The following is a 19,824-nucleotide window of genomic DNA, read 5'->3' as shown; positions in this document are numbered from 1 at the left end:
ATACCTGGATCCGTATGGGTATGGCACTCAAAGCTGAATATGGCGATGATGCACGCGACGCATGGTTGAAATGGAGTTCCGCGTCTGATGGATATAACAATGGTGCCGCATTATCATCATGGAAGTCCTTCAAAAACGGTGGCAAGATCGGCATCGGCAGCTTGTTTTCCGAAGCGCAAGCCGCCGGTTTTAGTTTTGGGCAAGACGATCTGAACGTGCCTCCGGAAATTCTTGCTGCGCAAAAGAAGGCGCGTGACGAACGTGCGGCAAAGGCGGAGTCCGATCGCCTCGCTCGAGCAGCTGCAGCATCTAATCGAGCGAAGAGCCAATGGCGAATGGCTGCTGTAGATGGTGTATCGCCTTACCTCGAGCGTAAGCAGGTCGTCGGCGAATCTTGTCGTTACCTGGCAGACGGCGCTATCGTCGTACCCATGATGCGCTACGATGCGGAGCCGCCGACGATGGTTGGCAAGCAGCAGATCAATGCTGATGGTTCAAAAAAATACAGCGGTGGTATGGATAAGACCGGCGCGGCTTGTCGTTTGGGTCAACCGCCGACTGATGGCGACGCGATTTCAATATGCGAGGGCTATGCAACTGGTTTGTCGGTGCGGGCTGCATATCAATTTTCGGTGCCGGTCTTTATTGCTTTCGATACATCAGGGTTGCTTTCGACGGCGCGCATACTGCGTGCCCGCTATCCTTCCAGTCCCATCCTGTTTTGCGCTGACGACGACTATCTCACTGGCGGAAAAGGCGTCGAGAAGGCGCAGGCCGCTGCCACAGATATAGGTAATGCATCTGTAGTGCTTCCCGTTTTTACTACACCACGACGAGCCACCAAGACCGACGAAACTCTGCCGATGTTGACCGACTTCAATGATCTTCATTGTGCGGAAGGATTAGCAGCTGTAAGCGCCCTGCTGTACGCGCCGGCAAATGTGGTTCCTCACGCTCCTACCGTCGTGGCTGGCGATTCGACGGCGCCAGAGGTCAAGCAAGGTTCGCTTGAGTCGCTGCTCCAGCATTTCGCGTTGGTGTACGGGAAAACCGATGTCTGGGATAGTCTGAACAAGCAATTACTGAAGAAGTCGGCGTTCGCTGCCTTTTCCGGCGCGACATTGGCCAAGGCCTGGTTAGCCCATCCTGATCGTAAGACGATTGATGCCAAGGATTTGCCTTTGCTGAAGGGTGGCCGGGCGATCAGCAGCAGGTCAGGGGGTGGGGGAGACCCGCTCAAGGATTTGCATGATCGATATGTGCTGTTGTATGGCACGGAAACTGTATGGGATCGCGCGGCGCGGAGGGTAGTTGGTTTGGCCGCGCTGCGTGCGGCATATCCTGACCTGGCCGGGCGCTGGCTGGAAAGTCCGCACCGGACGATGGTAGATGCGGAAAACTTGGTATTCGACCCAAGTCTCCAGGTGGATCCAGAAACGCACATCAATATGTTTAATGGCTACCCTTTGGTGCCGCAGAAGAATGATGTATTGGCTGCCCTGGTGCTGGAATTGCTGGAATCGTTGTGTTCGTCTGAGCGCAATGGTGCTGAAGTGTTTGAGTGGCTATTGAAGTGGTTGGCTTATCCGCTGCAAAATCCTGGCGCCAAAATGTCCACCGCGGTGCTGATGTTCGGGGAAAAACAAGGTACAGGTAAATCGTTGTTTTTTGATGGGATCATGCGACCAATTTATGGCGAATATGGCACAACGGCCGGCCAGCATCAATTAGAATCGACATTCACCGACTGGCGTTCGCGCAAGACATTTGTGCTGTTTGAAGAGGTCTTAGGACGTGCCGAACGTCACAATTACATCGGCACTATCAAGCACATGATCACCGGCAAGGATATGCGGATCAATCCAAAGGGATTGCCTGAGCGTGTCGAGGACAACCACCTCAATTCTGTCTTTCTGTCCAATGAGCGACAGCCGCTGCCGCTGGATGCGGAAGACCGGCGTTTCTTGGTAGTTGAGGCGCTGAATCACATGCCCACCACGTTCTACTCTCGCTTCAAGCAGGCTATCAAGGATGGGGCATCAGCGGCATTTTACGAGTTCCTTCTCAGCTATCCCGTGGATGATTTCAACGAGCACAGTAAGCCATTACGCACCGATTCAAAGGATGCCGTGATCACCTTCGGCTTACCAAGTTGGGAAGTGTTTTACCAGCGCTGGCGCGACTCTGAAGTGGATGCGCCGTATTGCTCCTGTGTGACCGATGAATTGCATGCCGTCTATCAACGCTGGTGCGAGCGTGCCGGCGAGAAAAAATTGTCATTAACGAAGTTTTCCGAGTTGATCAGCGGTCGGGAAGTGAAGAGCAGAAAGTGGATTAAGGATGGTGCATTAAAGAAAAAGATGCGCACGGTGTTGTTGGTCGGCGAAGACGCGGAAGCCAAGCTGGATGATGACGTTACGCGTTTCCGTAACATTTTGGAGATTAAAGCATGATTCTAGCCACTTTTGTGCAGGGTTGTGCAGGGGTAATCGACAACCCTGCACAGTTGAAACCAGCGCCAATGCTGCGTTTGTGCAGGGTGTGCAGGGTGTGCATGGTTTCCGCGCATGCACGCGAGAGAAATTATTCTTTAGCTTTTGTGAGTTGAATATATTTTTCTCGCGATGGGGGCTTGCCAACCCTGCACACCCTGCACACCCTGCACAAAGCCAATATCCATGCGGGTTTCCGTTGTGCAGGGTTCATTTTTAACCATGCACACCCCTGCACACTATTTTTTATTGAAATATAGATGCCAAAAAAAGAAAAGATGAGAGAGCAAATGCCGCAGACAGCAGCGTTTATAGATGCTCTCAGGTTGGCTTTTGATAGCGACATGATCAACGCGCAGATACGCAAAGGAATAAACGGTCAGGCAACGTTCTGCGCAAGCGAGAACGGATATGCGGTAGGAGTGCCGATATTGAAATCGGCGGCGAGAAATGTCGACGGCAATGTGATGGCTGATAAATTAACGGGAGCTACGAATGATTGAATACATCAACAAAAGAATGATTGATTGGGCCGCCTGGGCAAAGCGCCGCGACGACGGTGGACTAGGATTCCCACGCTCGACCAGTTATTGTCGCCTGGTGCAATCGCACGGCGATGCATCTACGGATCTTATCGTGGCAGTTGAAGCTGCTATGGAAATCGAGCACATTGTTAGCAGGTTCAAGGTGGACCGTGCGCACCTGCATGCTGTCGCGAACTGGGTCTACCTGGCTGGGGATTTCACAATGGAGCGGGTGGCGCATGAATTGGGATGTCACCGCGATACTGTGTACACTCGGCTGCATCAGCTGCACGTGGCAGTGATGGATGAGCTGCACGAGATCACTATCGCTGCCGAAGACCGGGTAAGAGAAAACAAAGTTAAAAGAATCGCTTGAAAATTTCCGACACTTCACATATTATTCAGCTAAAGTTGTAATCGGTACGACCAGAGATATCAAGTAAAAAGCCCTGCCAGTTTTGGCGGGGCTTTTTCGTTTCCGCAATCTACTCCTTCACGTTGCATGTGCGACGTGCTTGCCCGTTGTCGATCACTCGACCTCGGGCTTTTTTATAAGCGCCGATGGCTGCGAGTCCATACAAACACCTCTATAACACCAAGCGTTGGTATCGGCTTAGACATTATCAGCTGACTGATACACCGCTGTGCGCTATGTGTTCGAGGTTGGACAAGGTGACACCGGCAACAGTTGCGGATCACATCAAGCCGCATCGCGGTGACGAGGTGTTGTTCTTTGACCCAAAGAACTTGCAGTCACTATGCAAGCCATGCCATGACGGAGCCAAGCAGCAGCTGGAGAAATCCGGAACCCTGCGTGGTTGTGATGTTGCAGGCCTACCTCTGGATGCAAACCACCACTGGAACAGGCTATGAACTTCATTCAGCATCCGACAAACAATGCGGTCTTTGGTGCGCCTGTCGGTTGGGATCAGGACGTAGTTCCCTGCTCGGCCTTGCCAGTAACTATAACGGAGCTGGATGGCGCGCCAGCGGTGGCGTCATTCTGGAAACCAACCGCCGAAGAACTTCATGTCTTGGTAGACGGTGGCTCGGTTGTGCTCTATGTGCTTGGTACATGTATGCAACCGGTGGCGTTGGCTATTACTCCCGGCTGTAAGGTCGAGGCATAGATCGTGCGCCCCACCACCGAGCGCCGATGGCGGGAAATGTTCGGATTTACAGAATTTTCGATTTTTCATCAAATGAAAGAGATTCTCATCAACTGTGGCCGGGGCGGGTCAAAACTCCAAAACCCCATCGCGTAAGACCGCTCGTATACCTTCGTTCACATCAGCGGGAAATATGGGAGGGGGGTATATCGAGGAATCAACATGGCAGGCACTTCAAATTCAGGGCGTCGAGCAACGCCAACGAACATCCACGTCATACGTGGAAACCCCAGTAAAAAATCAGCGGCAGAACTTGCCGGCGCCGGTACTGCCGTAGTCGTGAAGGCGGAAGCGCCTACCTGTCCAGATTTTCTGACACCAGATGCAAAGGCCGAATGGAAGCGCATTGCTGCTGACCTGGTGCTATTGGGACTGGTGTCAAAGTTGGATCGTGGAGAGCTAGCAGTGTATTGCCAGGCATGGGCCGATTGGAAATACGCTCGGAAACAGATTGCCGATCAAAAGGAGAAGGGTTTCGTCGAGAGCACACCCAGTGGTTACAAGCAAATGTCTGCATGGATGCAAGTTGCTAACCGTGCCGAAGACCGTATGCGGACCGCAGGTGCTTCCTTTGGATTGAATCCGTCGGCCAGAGCGCGACTGCAGATACCGGCGCCGCAAGGCGAACTTTTCCCCAATGCCCAAAAAGACGCTGCAGCCAAATATTTCTGATCGCGCCACCGAGTACGCGCGCAGCGTCATTGCTGCACAGATTGTTGCTGGTCCGGATATTCGCGCCGCATGTCAACGGCATCTAAATGACCTGGCGCAAGGATCTAAACGCGGGTTGTGCTGGGATTTGGAAGCGGCGCAACATGCGATTGGTTTTTTTGAGGATGTGCTCTGTCTCAACGGCGGTCAGTTCGAGGGTAAGCCATTCGAGGTGTTGCCATGGCAGGCATTCGTAATAGGCTGCCTGTTTGGCTGGAAGGGTGCCGATGGCTTTCGCCGCTTTCGTGTGGCGTATGTAGAGACTGCGAAAGGTAGCGGGAAATCGCCGCTGGCCGCGGGTGTGGGCCTGTTCGGCTTGACCGCCGATAACGAGCCGCGCGCAGAGGTATATGCGGCGGCGACTAAAAAGGACCAGGCTCAGATTCTGTTTCGCGATGCCGTAGCGATGTATGACCAGTCGCCGGCGTTGGCAAAGCGATTGACTGTATCAGGCAGTAAGGGAAAGGAATGGAATCTTGCCTACAACAAGACCTCCAGCTTTTTCCGGCCAATCAGCGCTGACGATGGACAATCAGGTCCACGGCCACATATGGCACTGCTTGATGAGATCCACGAACACAAGAATGCAAATGTCGTAGAAATGATGCGTGCTGGCACGAAGAGCCGGGAACAAGCGCTGATTTTCATGATCACCAATTCCGGTACCGACAAGCGTACCGTGTGCTGGGATTACCACGACTACGGTTCCAAGGTATGCGCCGGCCTGTTGAAGGACGACAGTTTTTTTGCTTTCATCTGTTCCCTCGACCTTGGCGACGATCCATTCAAGGATGAACGGTGCTGGTACAAGGTAAATCCTAGTCTGCAGAATGGGATTCCTGGACTTAAATATTTGCGAGAGCAAGTGACGCAGGCCAGGGGTATGCCGTCGAAAGAGGCGCTAGTGCGGCGCCTGAACTTTTGTGAGTGGACCGAGGCATCGGCGCCTTGGATCTCAGGAGAAGTGTGGTTCAACTGCGAAGAAAATCCACCGATACCGCTGGAACATTTCTACGGTCGTAGCGGAACAGCTGGCCTTGATCTGTCGAGTACGCAGGATTTGACGGCATTTGTGGTTGCGCTTGATCCCACTCCAGAAGATCCGGTAACACGCCTGATTCCATATTTCTGGCTGCCGGGCGATGGTTTGCATGACAAAGCCGACAAAGATCGCGTGCCATATCTCGCCTGGCGTGATGCCGGGCATCTCGAAGCGCTACCTGGACGGGCAGTCGATAAGCTCGCAGTGCTGAACAGGATTGCCGCTCTGGCCTCTGTGTTCGACCTGCGTGAAATCGCCTGTGACCGTTGGCGGCTGGAAGACTTCCAGCAACTGGTTGAGCGCGAGGGTGTGAGCTTACCGCCATTGGTGCCGTTCGGCCAAGGCTTCAAAGATATGGCGCCGGCGGTCGACGAGTTCGAGAGAATGCTGTTGGATCGCCGCATGAAACATAACGGTAACCCCGTCATGACTTGGTGTGCGGCCAACGTGGTGTTGATGACTGACCCTGCGGGAAATCGAAAAATTGTCAAAGAGCGTGCCACTGGCCGTGTTGACGGCATTGTAGCGGGCGTTATGGCTGTGGGCGTAATGTCAAAACATGAACCTGAGGAAGATCTTGATGACTTCATTAACTCGCCCATTATTGGTTAACTGACCCATGCAAATTAATCTCGCATCCGTACTCGGCTGGTTCGGGTGGGTCAGATCTCCCATCAACGAACGGCTTGGCCTGCAGCATGCGGTGCCAGGTGCCTCGTTGGTCGAGGGAGCGCGTACCGCTGATGTCGATGGTGCGTTACAAATTAGTACGGTCTGGGCATGTATCGACCGTCGCGCTACGACCGTTGCCAGCCTGCCATTTTTTGCCTACCAGAGCCTCGCTAATGGCCAGAAAGATATTGCCCGTCTTTCGCGTCTGTATTCGATATTGCACGATTCGCCAAATGCACGCATGACGCCTTTTGAGTTCTGGCGCGCCATGATGATGAACCATGATCTGCGCGGGAATGCTTACGGCCGCATTGACCGGGACACGAAGGGAGAGGCAATAGCGGTATGGCCAATGCCTGCCGATCAGGTCGAATCTTTCGTTCTGCCGGATAGCTCCATGGTGTATTTGTACCGAATTGGAAACGATGTAGCAGCTTTGTCTGAGGAAAATGTGCTCCATCTGAAAGGATTGGGGAACGGGACAACCGGCCTGGCTAAGTTGGAGTTCATGAGCGCCAGTATCAACGAGGCCACCGCAGCCCAGGTGTCCGCATCCAAGATATTCGGAAATAGCGGAAAACCAACCGGCGTCTTGATGACCGACTCGGTATTGAAGGCAGAACAACGCCTGGCGCTCCAGGAGCGTTTCGCTGAGATGGCCGTAGGATCAACGTCGCGTTTGTATGTTCTTGAGGCGGCAATGAAGTATCAACAATTAAGCCTGTCTCCTGAGGATCAGCAATTGCTGGAAACGCGTAAGTTCAGCGTAGAAGAGATCTGTCGTTGGTTTGACGTGCCTCCGGTGCTGGTGCACCACTCCAACGTTACCGCATGGGGATCTGGCATCGAGCAGATTATAGATGGATTTTACAAGTTTTCGATTCGCCCGATCCTGATCAATATCGAGCAGGCTGTTCGTAAACGCGTCATGACGTCGGCGCAGCGCGCCACGATGTCCGCAGAGTTCAATTTCGATGCGCTGCTGCGTGGGTCCATCAAGGATAGATTCGAAATTTATGCTAAGGGCGTGCAAAACGGCATCATGGATCGCAATGAGGCACGGCAGCTTGAAAACCTCCCCCGCCGCGACGGCGCCGACGAATTGACTGCACAAACTAACCTGGCGCCGCTGCGCATGCTTGGAACAATTTCAAATGGAGGTGGCAATGTTGCTACAAAAAACCCTCAAGCTCAATGATGTTGAGTTGAAGATGGATGGTGAAACCGGAAAATTTACCGGTTATGCCAGTGTTTTCGGCGGTGTGGACAGCTACGGCGATACCATCGTCAAGGGCGCGTTTGAATCCACACTGCGTGCCAACGGAAAGCCATTGATGTACCTGGAGCATTCCTGGCAGAGCCCATTCTCGAATGGCGCCGGCTTACTGCCTATCGGCAAGTTCGATCGTGTCAGCGAAGATGATCATGGCTTATTGGTGTCCGGTGAGCTTACACCAGGCATGTCCATTTCCGCTGACGTACGCGCCGCGATGTTACACGGCACGATTGACGGTCTGAGCATCGGCGGCTATGTCAAGAAAGGCGATTACGACGAAATCGAGAACGGTCGGGTGATCCGCAAATGGACGCGCCTGGTGGAAGTGTCGGTGACCGCCATGCCGGCGGACAACGTGGCGCGGATCAGCAGCGTTAAATCGGGCGGCATGGATGCTGCTATAGCCGAAGTCGAAACCGTTCGTGATCTTGAATACCTCTTGCGGGATGCAGGTGGTTTCAGCAAAGGGGCTGCTATGGCGTTGGTGGCCCGCGTTAAAACCTTGTTCCACTCGGGTGATCCAGGCGAGCAGGGGGATACGAAGCAAATGAAAGCAATATTGGAAAAAATCTCCCGTATCGCTGCATAAACGTACATTCCGCGAAACCGAGCCACCTATCCAGGTGGCTTTTTTAATTTAAGAGGACTTTATGAAATCCAAATTCTGGAATAAATCTATTTTTGTGGCCATTACGGTGGCTCTTTCGTGCTTTGGCATTGCGGCCCAGGCGGCTGGTGTGGATGTGCATGGCTACGTCCTGCAACATCCTGACCTGTTCTCCAGTCTCTCCATGCTCGGTTTCGCTGGTGTAATTGAAGGCGAGGCCATCATGAAGGCGCTTGATTCGGTCGAAACCAAACTCAAGACGATGTCCGATAAGGCCGACGGTGAGATGGCAAGCCTCGGCAAGGTGACTGCTGATACCAAGACCGCACTGGATGCGCTGGGTATCGAACAACGCACCTTGGCTGACCGGATGGTACAGCTGGAACAAAAGAGTGTTCTGAAAGGCGACGATGCTCCCGCCGATCAAAGCTACGGCACTCAATTTGTCAAGCATGCGTCGTACGACACCTTCCTGAAGGCTGACGGCCGCCAGCGCACGCGCGTGGAATTGAAGAACACAGTGACCAATGCTGTCGGCAATACTTTCAGCGAGCGCCGTCCAGGCATTGTCGAAGGTGCGTTTCGCGTCTTCACGATCGAAGATCTGCTGACCAGCATTCCGACCAGCTCCAACGCAATTGACTGGGTCCGTGAAAACGTCTTCACCAATGCCGCTGCCGAAACTGCGGAAGGCGCAGCCAAGCCGGAAAGCAGCATCACATTCTCGCCTGGCACTATGCCTGTGGCGACCGTGGCTCACTGGATCAAGATTACCCGGCAACTGGCCATGGACAACGCTGCTTTGGCTGCATACATCAACCGCCGTATGGTCTATGGCGTCAATTTGCGCGTCGAAAACCAGCTGGTATCTGGCAATGGCGTTGCGCCAAACCTGTCCGGCTTGACCTTGGCTGGTAACTTTACCGCTCACGGTTATACCGCGGCATCACTCACAGCTCTCGGTCTGTCGCCAACTAACCGTTTTGACCTGATCGGGAAAATGATCGGCGATTGCGCAGTAGCAGATTATCCCGCCGATGTCGTGATCCTGAACACTGCTGACTGGTGGACCATGCGGCTGACGAAAGACAGCCAGGGGCGTTATCTGTTGGGTGATCCGGGTTCGACCGTGGTGCCGACCTTGTTCGGTCGTCCAGTTGTCGCCAGCAATGCCATGACAGCCGGCAGTGTCTGGGTCGGTAGCCTGTCGCAAGCGGCTACCTTGCACAACCGCGAAGGTATCGCAGTTGATCTGTCGGACTCCGACGGCGACAACTTCACCAAGAACCTGATTACCATTCGCGCCGAACGCCGCCTCGCACTGACAGTCGAGAAACCAGCTGCAGCACGTTACGGCGATCTGGTGCCTGCGTAATCCATATAGGGGCCGCAGCAGTTAGGCGGCTCCATTTCCAAGGAGGCAACATGGATTTGGTACAACTCAAAATTATTGGGCTGGTAATTACCCATCGTTACGGCACGCTTTCCTCGGGTGACATTCTTCGCACAGATGCTGCTTATGCGAAACACCTAGTGGAAGACTGCGGCGCCGCCGAATACATCATTGAAAAGCCAGTTGAAACTGCGAGCAAGACAGTATCAACTAAGATTGCAAAAAAAGGACGGTAATGGCTGCTCTTACGACCCTGGCGACTGTCAAAGCTCACTTGCGCATTGACGGATCGGACGAAGACACTTCGCTGGCGATCTACATCGACGCAGCGGAGCAATATGTCAATGAATGGTGCGATAAGCGGGATACTCCATTTTTGACGCTTCCGCCAGTGGTCGCTGCTGCAGTGCTTCTGATTGTCGGCGATTTATATGAAAACCGGGAAGGGCAAAGTACCGTTCAGATTTTCGAGAATAAAACCGTCACACGTTTGTTGACACAACAGCGTGACTTTTCGAACGGTTAATCATGAGAGCTGGAGCGCTACGACATAGAGTCAAGCTGCAAAGCTTGGGGGATGGTCAGGACGAAGCTGGCCAGCCCATTAAAGTGTGGGTAGACGATGCAACTATTTGGGCAGATATTCGTTTCCTCAGTGGTTTGGAGGCGATCAAGGCAAATGCGCCAGTTTCAGTAGCTAAGTGCAGCATTCGTATTCGGCATCGATCAGTGAAAGTCGAGCAGAGAATCGTTGAAGGAACGACAGTCTACGAAATTAAAGCCGTTTTGCCAGATAACACCGGAAAGAAATACGTGGATATGGCATGTGAAACCAGCACCAGCGGAGTCTGATATGGGTAATAGCATTGACGTCAAACTGAATGAAGATTTTTCTGCCGACCTCGGCAAGTTTGAAAAAAACATTCAGGACAAAGTGCTGTTCTCTGGCGCCGCGGCGATGGCAACTGTAATTTACGACGAGGTCCTGTTAAATGCATCGCCGCCGCGCATGGGTCGCGTGACAGGAAATCTTGAGTCGTCGATTTATAGAGTCTATTCCCCAGAGCGCTCGAGCGAAACACAAAAGACCTATCGTATATCTTGGAACAAGAAAAAAGCTCCGCATGGACATCTGCTCGAATTTGGTACGTCGCATGCGGCAGCTAAACCATTCCTTCGTCCTGCCTTTGATAAGGTGGATCAAGCAATCGAGGCAGGAAAGCAAAATATGAAGAAACGTTTGGTCGAAGAGTCATGAGCGTCGAAGCGGATATTTTCAGCGCGCTGAAGGCTTTGACGAGCAATCGTGTCTATCCCGACCAGGCGCCAGAGGGTGTGGTCACGCCATATGTTACCTATCAGCGTGTAGGCGGTAGAGCAGTAAATTTCCTAGACGGCTCTGATCCAGACAAAGAAAATGGGCGTTGGCAGGTCAGCATATGGGCTGAGACACGTTTGCAGGCATCGACTATAGCTAGGCTGGCAAAGAAGGCCTTGCGGGCCGCTGCCCCGTTGCAGGCGACGGTTCTTGGCGAACCAGTCGATACCCACGAAACTACAACCAATTTATACGGCACGCGGCAAGATTTTAGTTTTTGGTTTTCTCCTTAGTTTTCATCCTGCCCTTGTTTGGGCATTTCTACAGAGCCGCTTTCGAGCGGCATTTATTATTCCCGAAAGGCAAACAAAATGTCGATTTCTCTCCCTAATGGCGCGTTGGTCGCTATTGCATCTGGCTACGGCGCGCCAAAAGCGATGTCCGACGTATCGAATGCAAATCCAGGTGTGGCTACCTTGGCCGCTTTGCACGGTGTCGTTTCTGGGGATTTCCTCGAAGTGACGTCGGGATGGTCACGCTTGACCGATAAGATCGTCAAGGCTGGCAACGTCGCGGTTAATGACGTTCCTCTTCTGGGTATCGACACTTCCTTGACCAGTGTCTACCCAGCTGATGGCGGTGCCGGCTCAGTTCGGGTGATTACGGGCTGGACACAACTGTCCCAGATTCTCAATTCGAGCTCGAGCGGTGGTGAGCAACAGTTCCTGGAATATCAGTTCCTCGAAGGCGACAAGCAAAATCGTATTCCCACTGTCAAGAGCGCATCTGGCCTGACTTTCTCAGTTGCGGACGATCCAACGCAACCAGGCTACATCCTGGCTTCGACCGCTAACGACGATCGGCTGCCGCGCGCTGTACGGATCACATTGCCGAATGGCTCGGCCATCGTCTACAACATGTACATCACGCTGAACAAGACGCCGTCGCTGACGATCAATGAAATCATGGCGTGCGAAGTGACCATGTCCATGCTGGCCGAACCGGTGCGCTACTAATGGCTAAGCTGATTCTCAAAGCTGCGCCGACTTTCAAAGCGAAGGTCGGCATTCCAGTCGCCGGCGGCGAGCCGGTACCCGTTGAATTCACCTTCAAACATCGGACCAAATCCGCGCTGGACGAATTCATAAAATCCCGCGCCGACCAGTCGGACGCCGAGTCGCTACTCGCCATGGCTGAGGCGTGGGATCTGGACGACGAATTCAACCAGGAATCCATCGAACTTTTGCTGGAAAACTACATCGGTTCAGCACTTGCCGTGTATCGGACTTATATCGACCAGCTGATGCAGGCAAAAGTAAAAAACTGAAAGCCGCAGCCCGGGCGCTCTACTCGAAAGGACCGAGCGCAGCCGAGGCTGCGGCGTTCGGTTTGACATTAGAAGAAGCAAGTGGAGATGCTGTAGAGATATGGCCTGACAACCTGTTAGCAGTGAATGTCTTCATCCAGATGTCGACCCAATGGCGGACTGGAATGTCGGGTGCAACTGGGCTTGATTACAATTCCTTGCCAGTCGTTATGAGGCTGATGGGAGTTCCGCACAGCGACCGCGCCGAGACCTTCGAGTGCGTTAGGTCCATGGAAGACGCGGCGCTGCTACAAATGCAATCAAACAAATAACTGCTGGTATGTAATTCAACAGGCGCGCTTTGGCGGGCTATTTTTTATTGGGCCTAGTACTATGAGTGATGTGATCGGCAGAGGCGTTATCGAGGTTTCAGCGGATTCAACGAAGCTGAAAGCTGGATTTGATGACGCCAAGCGCTCCATCCGAGGCTTGGGTGACGCCAGCAAGGAGGCCACTGGGAAGGCATCGCAGTCAATCGACCGTTATATCGGGCGTTTGCAAGTGCAGCAACAGACTATCAGTATGTCGGCGCGGGAGACCGAGCTATTTAAGTTGTCCCTCCGGGGTGCATCACAGGCTCAATTGGAAGCTGCCGATTCGGCCATTAAGCTGAAGGAAGCATACGAAAAGGGCGAAAAAATCGGCAACACGATCCGCACCAGTTTCATCGCGCTCTCTGCGGCAAGTGTTCTGGCGGCCGGGGCGATGTTCGTTGCGACCAACGCCGTCATCGAACAAATTGCGAACTATCAGCAGTTGTCTGAAAAGGTGGGGGATACAGCAAGTAGTATCGCGTCCCTTCACATGGCATCGAGTCTTTCTGGCGTGTCTCTGGACAGTGTTGCATCTGCGTCAATAAAATTGACTGCATCCTTGTCAAAAACCGACGACGAGTCGAAGGCTGTCGGTGCGGCCATATCCGCGCTAGGCCTGGATTTTCAGAAATTCAAGGCAATGTCGCCGGTCGAGCAGTTGGATGCCGTGGCGGGAGCAATGGCCGGGTTCGCCGATGGTTCGGAGAAGACAGCTGTTGCAGTCGCGTTATTTGGCAAGTCGGGTGCCGAAATCATCCCATTCTTGAATGATCTCGCAGACGGGGGAGAACGCCAGATCCGGCTGACCGACGACCAAATCAAAGCTGCCGACGACTACTCAAAGGCGAACGCACGTCTGACGGCAGGCATGCAGGAATTCTTGCAGGTACAGGCCGCCGGCGTGGTGCCGACGCTGACGATCGTACAGGGCATCATTGCCGATCTTGCACGCGATGAAACGACGGCCGCAACGGCAACCGACATACTCAAGGCGGCGATGAATGGCGCCATCGTTGTATTCCAGACGATTGCAATTGTCGGATCTGACGTTGGTTTTGTGTTTCTCGGTGTCGGTCGTGAAATTGGTGCGATTGCCGCCCAACTTGTTGCTCTTGCACACCTCGACTTCACAGGCTTTCGCGCCATCAGTGATGCCGTTTCGCAGGATGCGGTGCGAGCAAGGGCCGAACTGGATAAATTCCAAGCGCGCATTATGTCGATCGGGCAACCGGCGACGCCGGCCGATCCGTCGAATTATTCGAATGAGGGTAGAAACAATCCGGCGCCAGGCAAGCCGAAGATAAATATTTCAGGCCTTTCTCAGGATAAAGAGGGTAAAGGGAAAAATACCGCTGGTCAGGAGGCGAAAGCCCAGCTTACGGCAGACCTGGACGAAATTCGGAAAGCGCAGGAAGCCACTACTGGCGCGTATGCGAACGCCGAGAAAATCATGCAAGCCATGCGTGCGGCTGGTCTGGTCGATGATCAACAGTACTACGCTTCAAAATTGGGATTCTTGAATCTCAACAGCCAGGCTCAAGAAACGGCGCTACAAGCAGAAATTGCACGCCTGCAGAAAGAAGACCTGATCGGCAAGGATAAGATTAATAACGATCGTAAGATCGCAGACGCTCAGGCAAAGCTGGCAAAAGTCCGTGCTGACGCGGCGTCAAACGTTGCTGTGAACGGAATTCAGGAGGAAGCAGCTAACAAGAAAATTGCGCAATCGTACGTCGATGCTACGACGGCCGCGCAAGCCTATCTGGATACTATAAATCGGCAGAATGCTCGTGAAATTTCCGGCATCGGCAAGGGCGACGAGTTTCGAAACAATCAAGCCGGCATCAGCAAGATTGAAGATAAGCAGACGACAGAACGTCAAGGCCTCGAGCGTGACTTGCGCAACGAAAAAATCACCAAGGACCAATTCGACAGCTATCTTGCAGTTGTCAATGATACTTATGCCAAAGAGGTGGAGGCATATACAGCCAGGACAGCTGCAATAAAGGAAAAGCAGGGTGACTGGCTGAACGGTGCAACCGAGGCTTTTGCAAATTACCAGAGCAACGCCGAGAATGTCTCAGGTAACACGGCCGCTATGTTCACAAATGCCTTTGATTCGATGACTGAGGGCGTTGCATCCAGTATTTCCAAGTCGATAATTTATAGTGAAAATCTGGGCGATGCCTTAAAAAACGTTGCAAGCAGTGTTGCAGATGCGTTCATTACGTCGTTCATCAAGATTCAGATTCAAAAGCTGTTCATCGACAAGACAGCGGCCACCATGTACGCAGGAACGGTAGCGGCGCAATCGCAAGCGATGGTCGCAATGGCAGGCCTTGCGGCATTCGCTTCGACTGCTGCAATACCGATTGTTGGGCCGGTACTTGCACCAGCGGCGGCGGCCACGGCAACAGCTGTTGCGGAAGGCTTTGCGGCGGCTGCCATTGCTTCTGCGACGCTGAGTGTTGCTTCCGCCAGAGACGGCTTCGATATTCCCGCCGGCGTCAATCCTTTGACGCAACTCCACGAAAAAGAAATGGTATTGCCGCAGCAGCAAGCAAACGTGATTCGTGATCTTGCAAAGAACAGCAGCACTGACAGCGAAAAAGTAGGTTCGGGCGCTATCACCATTGTGAACCAGACAAGTGCGCCAATTGGAAAAGTTACTGAGCAGCGTTTAAGCAATGGGGAACGGGCCTTAATCATCGAGGAAGCCCTCGCCGCAACCGGCGTGCAGTTGGGTGACCCAAACAGCAAAATATCCAGGTCGATGGGTAGAAATTTCAGTGTCCAAAGGAGCAGGTAATGGCAAATCCAGTTATGCCAAATGGAATAAAGCCTGTCGTTGCCGGTTACTCGATGGATGAGCCAGGCGGTGTATTGCGCACAGATGTTGCCGGTGGCATACCTCGCTATGGCATGGATTGGGATCGAGGTGTGCAACGGTTCAAAGTAACTCTTATTTTAGACGCGCTGCAATTTTCGATCTGGACTGCCTTCTATCACCATGTAATCCGTAAAGGTTCAATCACGTTTGATATGCAGTTGGACAGTGGTTTTGGTGTTGTTCCACACGCAGTGAATATTTTGCCAGGTTCCTACACGGCTGCGCGCACTGGCGGGATCATGATAGTCGTTTCCTTCACGGCGGAGGCCGAGAGCGATGTTTACGACATGTCCGCCGCTGACGGTTCTGAGTTGGTGGATATTTACAATTTATATGGCTCGGGATTGAATGCATTCTTTGACCGGCTTGGCCGGTTTGCCACGTTTGAGTCTAACGTTCTGGATTTCGGGCTATGAGTCTTGATATTGAGACGCGGCTCCGTGTGTTCTTGGCTTCAGCACCGCAGAGGATTTGGCCGATACAAACGCTGCAAATTAGTCATTCCGCAATGAGTAAAACATATCACCTCTGGCGCGAGCCGTATAACGGTAAAACCACTATCGAGGGTGGTGTTGTCGTCAATATGGAGCCGGTCAACATAGAGATTAAGTTAGCCGGCAGTGATGGAAATCTTGATCAGAAATTTGATATTCGACTTGGACTTGTCGATATTGAAGATGAATTCAGAACCGAACTTGATCGGATCCCGATTAACACGAATGAAAAGATTCGAATAGTTTATCGGGAGTACCTGAGTGATGACCTGGCGTCTGCTCAGTCAACGGCGACGCTTCAGGCCGAAAGCGTGTCATTTGTCATCGGCGCTGCAAATATCTCTGCCGTGTCGCCGCGGTTGAATATCACTCGTACAGGTGAGACCTACAACCCCAAAGAAATACCTACCCTACGCGGATTCTTGTAATGGACATTAATTCATATCTTGCAAAGCAGTATTCAGCACAACCTTGCTGGGAACTAGTTGCCGACGTTTACGACCGGGAATTACAAGCAATTGCGGTGGGGTATAAAACCGTCAATCGCTCAATTCGCGAAATGGCCGGTGCGTTTCGCATTGCAATTCATAAGACTGCTCATGGATTCGAGAAAATTGATATCCCAGTTGATCTATGCATCGTTCTGCTTGGTAAAACAGAGGTAATGGGTATCCATCATTGTGGTATCTATTTCCAAGGGAAAGTCTTGCATGCCATGCCCGAGTCGACTTTGTACGAGGAATTGTCGGTAATAAAAGACAGGTATTCAGTAGTGGAATTTTGGGCAAAGTAATGAAAATCAGGCTATATGATCATCCGTTCGTCGTAGCGGAACCAAAGGTGTTCGAAGTAAATAGTCTTGCTGAGTGGCTCTTTGATTATTACGGTGATTCTCCCGCAGTCAAGGTTCAGATTTTCTCAGGCGAACCCAGTGTAGAAACTGACATCAGCGATGACATCGCGGCCATTATGGCTGGCGATGCCAACGAATACATTATTCTGCAAAGCCCTGCCGGTTTCGATCCGATTTCTTGGGCCTATATTGTGATCGCTGTTCTGGTTGTGGCGACGATTGTTTTGATGCCTAAGCCAGTTATGCCTGGCAATATAAATCGCACGCAGCAAAGCCCCAATAATGCGCTTGGTGATCGCGAGAATAAGTTACGCTTGCTGGAGCGCGTAGAAGATATTTACGGCACAGTGAAATCGATTCCGTCGCTGATGATGCCAACTTACAATAAATACATCAATCACAGCAAATACGAGTACGGTTACTACTGCATCGGACGTGGGTATTACGACATTACTGACGTCAAGGACGGTGACACGTTGATCGCAGCAATTGATGGTGCCAGCGCTGCAGTGTATGCGCCGTTCACTAGCCCCAACAATGCGGCACCATACCTGCAAATTGGGGGCGCAATCATAGACAACGTACTGACGACACGGCGCGCAATTGAAGTCGATGGGATCACGTTGAAGGCATTGAATCAAGTGCAGCTCGCACCTGTTGTTGACTATAACTTCGCACCAGGGAATAGAATTTACCAACAGACAAAGAAACCAAATTTTAATGCGGTGGCGGCCGTTGGCGATACACTCATTGTTTCAATGGCCAATACAGTTGTCAGTACTTCGGGCTCGGCAACGTTCACTATTGGCACTCATGGCATCGCAGATACGTCTGGAGCACAGCTATTTGCCGGAATCGTAGTGGGAGATTCCGTAACGGTGAGTGGCACGATTTCAAACAATGGGATTTTTACTGTCACAAGCAAACCAAATGCAAACACGTTGATAGTCTCACAGGCACTTGTGACTGAATCTGTGGCGGCCGCTACATTTAAAATCACGCGAAACTATAGCGGATCTTACGTCGTTACGGCAGTCGGTGATGGCTATGTAGATCTGTCTGTCAACACATGGCCATCAAGTGTGTTTGCGCCAGGTGCAAGTGTACAAATTGCTGGTCGAACCAATTATACGGATTGGGTAACGCTTCCCATCGTAGATCGGACAGAAGTATGGTGCAATGTCACGGCACCGAATGGTATGTTCAAAGACGATGGCGGTGGCAAAGCGGCGACATCGGTAAATTTTTCCATCGAAATTGAAAGATTGACCGCTGCATTGGTGCCGACTGGAATTGTTGAAACGGTATCTGGCACGCTGTCAGGTTCAGTGCAAGATGAACGTGCGGATACCATCGAACACGCTACCTCGTGGACCGGGCCGGCACGAGTCCGCATGCGCCGTACATCAGCCTATGACTATGACTTCGGTGGTGGGATTCAGGATGAGATCAAATGGACTGATCTATATAGTGCCTCATACATCGACCGGTCTGAATTCGGCAATAAAACGACGATCCACACTGTAACTCAGGCGACTGCGCGGGCGACTGCCGTTAAAACGCGGCAATTGAACTGTCTGGCATCCAGAAAGTTGCCTATTTTTGACGGAACCTCGTTTTCTGGCACGCTTGATGCGAATGGTCGGCTTATTTTCGGAGTAATTGGCGCTACGTCAAAAATCGTCGACATCATTGCCGCGGTGTCTAGCGATCCAAAGATCGGCCGCCGTGACCTGGCCACGGAGATTGATATGGCACAGATCTGGAGTGTGCAACAGAAATTGGATGCTTGGAACGTGAACTGCGGTCAGTTTAATTTCACATTTGACACCGACAACACATCATTCGAAGAAACAATTACGTCGATCGCAAACGCCGGATTTTGTATTGCCTATCGTCAGAACGGGAAAATCCGCTTGGCATTCGACCAAAAACAAACGAGCAGTACAGCGCTGTTCACGCACCGAAACAAGAAGCCCAATGCGGAAACGATCACACGTAATTTCTCAAGCGATGCTGAATACGATGGCGTGGAGTTTATTTACGTCGACCCGGACAGCGATCAATCCGAGACGATAACGCTGCCACTCAATGGCATTTACACCAAGCTGAAAAAATTTGAGATTGCCGGCATTCGTTCGTATGAACAGGCGTGGTTGCGAGCAAATCGTGAGTATCAAAAACTGATTGGACAAAGGATCTCGATCGAGACAAGTACAACGTCCGACGCTCGGTCACTGCTTCCAAACAGTCGGGTAGATATTGTGGACAACACGCGGTTTAAATCTTACGACGGTGAAGTGGTGGGGCAACAGGGGCTTGAACTGACGTTGAGTCAAAATGTAACCTTCCTGCCTGGTGCGCCTCACAGCATCATATTGATGCGGCGTGATGGATCTCTGCAAAGCATCCGATGTACCGCTGGATCGGCGCCTAACAAAATTGTTTTGGGTAGCTTGCCTAGCGAGGCTGTTGTTACTTCGTACGGCCAGGATGGGATCCGGACCATATACAGTTTTGCCGCCGACACAACTCGCGGCGCCCAGGCATACCTGGTGCAAGAAATTGATCTATCTGATGCTCAGTATCCGGCTATCCGGGCAATCAATTATTCGGATGACTACTATTTAAAGGATTATGAAATCATCCCGAATAAGGATGCCGTTATTAGTTAGATTCTCACACAAAATACATTGAACCGCC

The 19,824-nt window shown here is 52.1% G+C and carries 23 protein-coding genes; all 23 read left to right on the top strand.

The window, feature by feature from the left end; translation table 11 throughout:
- The first annotated feature begins 14 nt into the window (after nucleotides 1–14).
- The 23 genes from CFU_RS23415 to CFU_RS17385 all read left to right on the top strand — a co-directional run bounded on the left by CFU_RS23415 (nucleotide 15) and on the right by CFU_RS17385 (nucleotide 19,796).
- Nucleotides 15–2,453 (top strand): DUF5906 domain-containing protein, encoded by a 2,439-nt coding sequence (locus CFU_RS23415; RefSeq protein WP_238531329.1) that lies wholly within the window; start codon nucleotides 15–17, stop codon nucleotides 2,451–2,453.
- Nucleotides 2,454–2,752: 299 nt separating this feature from the next.
- Nucleotides 2,753–2,995, top strand: a complete 243-nt coding sequence (locus CFU_RS17490) for a hypothetical protein (RefSeq protein ID WP_041742295.1) — start codon at nucleotides 2,753–2,755, stop codon at nucleotides 2,993–2,995.
- Nucleotides 2,988–3,392 carry a hypothetical protein gene (locus CFU_RS17485; RefSeq protein ID WP_041742294.1) on the top strand — a complete coding sequence of 135 codons (405 nt, stop codon included), beginning with the start codon at nucleotides 2,988–2,990 and terminating at the stop codon, nucleotides 3,390–3,392. Before CFU_RS17490 ends, CFU_RS17485 begins: the two co-directional genes overlap by 8 nt.
- A 185-nt stretch (nucleotides 3,393–3,577) precedes the next feature.
- Nucleotides 3,578–3,889, top strand: coding sequence for an HNH endonuclease (locus CFU_RS23985; protein WP_041742293.1), 312 nt, complete (start codon nucleotides 3,578–3,580; stop codon nucleotides 3,887–3,889).
- Entirely contained in the window at nucleotides 3,886–4,146 is a 261-nt protein-coding gene (locus tag CFU_RS17475) for a hypothetical protein (protein ID WP_041742292.1), read from the top strand. Before CFU_RS23985 ends, CFU_RS17475 begins: the two co-directional genes overlap by 4 nt.
- 201 nt (nucleotides 4,147–4,347) lie before the next feature.
- Nucleotides 4,348–4,857, top strand: coding sequence for a phage terminase small subunit P27 family (locus CFU_RS17470; protein ID WP_041742291.1), 510 nt, complete (start codon nucleotides 4,348–4,350; stop codon nucleotides 4,855–4,857).
- Complete coding sequence (locus tag CFU_RS17465) at nucleotides 4,823–6,550, top strand: terminase large subunit (RefSeq protein WP_014007344.1); 1,728 nt, start codon at nucleotides 4,823–4,825, stop codon at nucleotides 6,548–6,550. Before CFU_RS17470 ends, CFU_RS17465 begins: the two co-directional genes overlap by 35 nt.
- A gap of 7 nt (nucleotides 6,551–6,557) precedes the next feature.
- Entirely contained in the window at nucleotides 6,558–7,808 is a 1,251-nt protein-coding gene (locus CFU_RS17460) for a phage portal protein (RefSeq protein WP_014007343.1), read from the top strand.
- Nucleotides 7,777–8,475 (top strand): HK97 family phage prohead protease, encoded by a 699-nt coding sequence (locus tag CFU_RS17455; protein ID WP_041742290.1) that lies wholly within the window; start codon nucleotides 7,777–7,779, stop codon nucleotides 8,473–8,475. The genes CFU_RS17460 and CFU_RS17455 overlap by 32 nt, the downstream gene beginning before the upstream one ends.
- Before the next feature lie 61 nt (nucleotides 8,476–8,536).
- Nucleotides 8,537–9,868: a phage major capsid protein gene (locus CFU_RS17450; RefSeq protein ID WP_014007341.1), complete on the top strand. Its 1,332-nt coding sequence runs from the start codon at nucleotides 8,537–8,539 to the stop codon at nucleotides 9,866–9,868.
- A 50-nt stretch (nucleotides 9,869–9,918) separates the two neighbouring features.
- Nucleotides 9,919–10,122 (top strand): hypothetical protein, encoded by a 204-nt coding sequence (locus CFU_RS17445; protein ID WP_041742289.1) that lies wholly within the window; start codon nucleotides 9,919–9,921, stop codon nucleotides 10,120–10,122.
- Entirely contained in the window at nucleotides 10,122–10,412 is a 291-nt protein-coding gene (locus CFU_RS17440) for a head-tail connector protein (protein WP_014007340.1), read from the top strand. The genes CFU_RS17445 and CFU_RS17440 overlap by 1 nt, the downstream gene beginning before the upstream one ends.
- Before the next feature lie 2 nt (nucleotides 10,413–10,414).
- Nucleotides 10,415–10,738: a phage head closure protein gene (locus CFU_RS17435; RefSeq protein ID WP_041742288.1), complete on the top strand. Its 324-nt coding sequence runs from the start codon at nucleotides 10,415–10,417 to the stop codon at nucleotides 10,736–10,738.
- A gap of 1 nt (nucleotide 10,739) precedes the next feature.
- On the top strand, nucleotides 10,740–11,144 hold the full coding sequence (locus CFU_RS17430) for an HK97-gp10 family putative phage morphogenesis protein (RefSeq protein WP_050808629.1): 405 nt from the start codon (nucleotides 10,740–10,742) through the stop codon (nucleotides 11,142–11,144).
- Nucleotides 11,141–11,497, top strand: a complete 357-nt coding sequence (locus tag CFU_RS17425) for a DUF3168 domain-containing protein (protein WP_041742287.1) — start codon at nucleotides 11,141–11,143, stop codon at nucleotides 11,495–11,497. Before CFU_RS17430 ends, CFU_RS17425 begins: the two co-directional genes overlap by 4 nt.
- Nucleotides 11,498–11,575: 78 nt before the next feature.
- A complete protein-coding gene (locus tag CFU_RS17420) occupies nucleotides 11,576–12,220 on the top strand; it encodes a phage tail protein (RefSeq protein ID WP_041742286.1) in 645 nt (214 codons plus the stop codon).
- Nucleotides 12,220–12,531 carry a phage tail assembly chaperone gene (locus CFU_RS17415; RefSeq protein ID WP_041742285.1) on the top strand — a complete coding sequence of 104 codons (312 nt, stop codon included), beginning with the start codon at nucleotides 12,220–12,222 and terminating at the stop codon, nucleotides 12,529–12,531. Before CFU_RS17420 ends, CFU_RS17415 begins: the two co-directional genes overlap by 1 nt.
- Before the next feature lie 62 nt (nucleotides 12,532–12,593).
- Nucleotides 12,594–12,842 carry a DUF1799 domain-containing protein gene (locus CFU_RS25565; RefSeq protein WP_041742284.1) on the top strand — a complete coding sequence of 83 codons (249 nt, stop codon included), beginning with the start codon at nucleotides 12,594–12,596 and terminating at the stop codon, nucleotides 12,840–12,842.
- Between the two features lie 61 nt (nucleotides 12,843–12,903).
- The gene (locus CFU_RS17405; protein WP_014007338.1) at nucleotides 12,904–15,693 is read left to right on the top strand and encodes a phage tail tape measure protein; all 2,790 of its coding nucleotides are present in this window, start codon (nucleotides 12,904–12,906) and stop codon (nucleotides 15,691–15,693) included.
- Entirely contained in the window at nucleotides 15,693–16,190 is a 498-nt protein-coding gene (locus CFU_RS17400; RefSeq protein WP_041742283.1) for a hypothetical protein, read from the top strand. Before CFU_RS17405 ends, CFU_RS17400 begins: the two co-directional genes overlap by 1 nt.
- Nucleotides 16,187–16,696 carry a DUF1833 family protein gene (locus CFU_RS17395; RefSeq protein ID WP_041742282.1) on the top strand — a complete coding sequence of 170 codons (510 nt, stop codon included), beginning with the start codon at nucleotides 16,187–16,189 and terminating at the stop codon, nucleotides 16,694–16,696. Before CFU_RS17400 ends, CFU_RS17395 begins: the two co-directional genes overlap by 4 nt.
- Entirely contained in the window at nucleotides 16,696–17,061 is a 366-nt protein-coding gene (locus tag CFU_RS17390) for a hypothetical protein (RefSeq protein WP_041742281.1), read from the top strand. Before CFU_RS17395 ends, CFU_RS17390 begins: the two co-directional genes overlap by 1 nt.
- On the top strand, nucleotides 17,061–19,796 hold the full coding sequence (locus CFU_RS17385; protein WP_041742280.1) for a host specificity factor TipJ family phage tail protein: 2,736 nt from the start codon (nucleotides 17,061–17,063) through the stop codon (nucleotides 19,794–19,796). The genes CFU_RS17390 and CFU_RS17385 overlap by 1 nt, the downstream gene beginning before the upstream one ends.
- Nucleotides 19,797–19,824 lie beyond the last annotated feature (28 nt).

This window comes from Collimonas fungivorans Ter331, assembly GCF_000221045.1.
Classification (GTDB): Bacteria; Pseudomonadota; Gammaproteobacteria; order Burkholderiales; family Burkholderiaceae_D; genus Collimonas; species Collimonas fungivorans_A.
The sequence above is the reverse complement of the archived record's forward strand: the minus strand, read 5'-3'. Positions and strand labels throughout refer to the sequence as shown.

Coding starts and splice junctions, on each gene's coding strand:
- CFU_RS17420 (WP_041742286.1), top strand. CDS start 11,576: ATGTCGATTTCTCTCCCTAATGGCGCGTTGGTCGCTATTGCATCTGGC.
- CFU_RS17405 (WP_014007338.1), top strand. CDS start 12,904: ATGAGTGATGTGATCGGCAGAGGCGTTATCGAGGTTTCAGCGGATTCA.
- CFU_RS17385 (WP_041742280.1), top strand. CDS start 17,061: ATGAAAATCAGGCTATATGATCATCCGTTCGTCGTAGCGGAACCAAAG.
- CFU_RS17400 (WP_041742283.1), top strand. CDS start 15,693: ATGGCAAATCCAGTTATGCCAAATGGAATAAAGCCTGTCGTTGCCGGT.
- CFU_RS17490 (WP_041742295.1), top strand. CDS start 2,753: ATGCCAAAAAAAGAAAAGATGAGAGAGCAAATGCCGCAGACAGCAGCG.
- CFU_RS17445 (WP_041742289.1), top strand. CDS start 9,919: ATGGATTTGGTACAACTCAAAATTATTGGGCTGGTAATTACCCATCGT.
- CFU_RS17395 (WP_041742282.1), top strand. CDS start 16,187: ATGAGTCTTGATATTGAGACGCGGCTCCGTGTGTTCTTGGCTTCAGCA.
- CFU_RS17475 (WP_041742292.1), top strand. CDS start 3,886: ATGAACTTCATTCAGCATCCGACAAACAATGCGGTCTTTGGTGCGCCT.
- CFU_RS17460 (WP_014007343.1), top strand. CDS start 6,558: ATGCAAATTAATCTCGCATCCGTACTCGGCTGGTTCGGGTGGGTCAGA.
- CFU_RS17450 (WP_014007341.1), top strand. CDS start 8,537: ATGAAATCCAAATTCTGGAATAAATCTATTTTTGTGGCCATTACGGTG.
- CFU_RS17425 (WP_041742287.1), top strand. CDS start 11,141: ATGAGCGTCGAAGCGGATATTTTCAGCGCGCTGAAGGCTTTGACGAGC.
- CFU_RS23985 (WP_041742293.1), top strand. CDS start 3,578: ATGGCTGCGAGTCCATACAAACACCTCTATAACACCAAGCGTTGGTAT.
- CFU_RS17435 (WP_041742288.1), top strand. CDS start 10,415: ATGAGAGCTGGAGCGCTACGACATAGAGTCAAGCTGCAAAGCTTGGGG.
- CFU_RS17485 (WP_041742294.1), top strand. CDS start 2,988: ATGATTGAATACATCAACAAAAGAATGATTGATTGGGCCGCCTGGGCA.
- CFU_RS17440 (WP_014007340.1), top strand. CDS start 10,122: ATGGCTGCTCTTACGACCCTGGCGACTGTCAAAGCTCACTTGCGCATT.
- CFU_RS17455 (WP_041742290.1), top strand. CDS start 7,777: ATGTTGCTACAAAAAACCCTCAAGCTCAATGATGTTGAGTTGAAGATG.
- CFU_RS23415 (WP_238531329.1), top strand. CDS start 15: ATGGGTATGGCACTCAAAGCTGAATATGGCGATGATGCACGCGACGCA.
- CFU_RS17415 (WP_041742285.1), top strand. CDS start 12,220: ATGGCTAAGCTGATTCTCAAAGCTGCGCCGACTTTCAAAGCGAAGGTC.
- CFU_RS17470 (WP_041742291.1), top strand. CDS start 4,348: ATGGCAGGCACTTCAAATTCAGGGCGTCGAGCAACGCCAACGAACATC.
- CFU_RS17390 (WP_041742281.1), top strand. CDS start 16,696: ATGGACATTAATTCATATCTTGCAAAGCAGTATTCAGCACAACCTTGC.
- CFU_RS17430 (WP_050808629.1), top strand. CDS start 10,740: ATGGGTAATAGCATTGACGTCAAACTGAATGAAGATTTTTCTGCCGAC.
- CFU_RS17465 (WP_014007344.1), top strand. CDS start 4,823: ATGCCCAAAAAGACGCTGCAGCCAAATATTTCTGATCGCGCCACCGAG.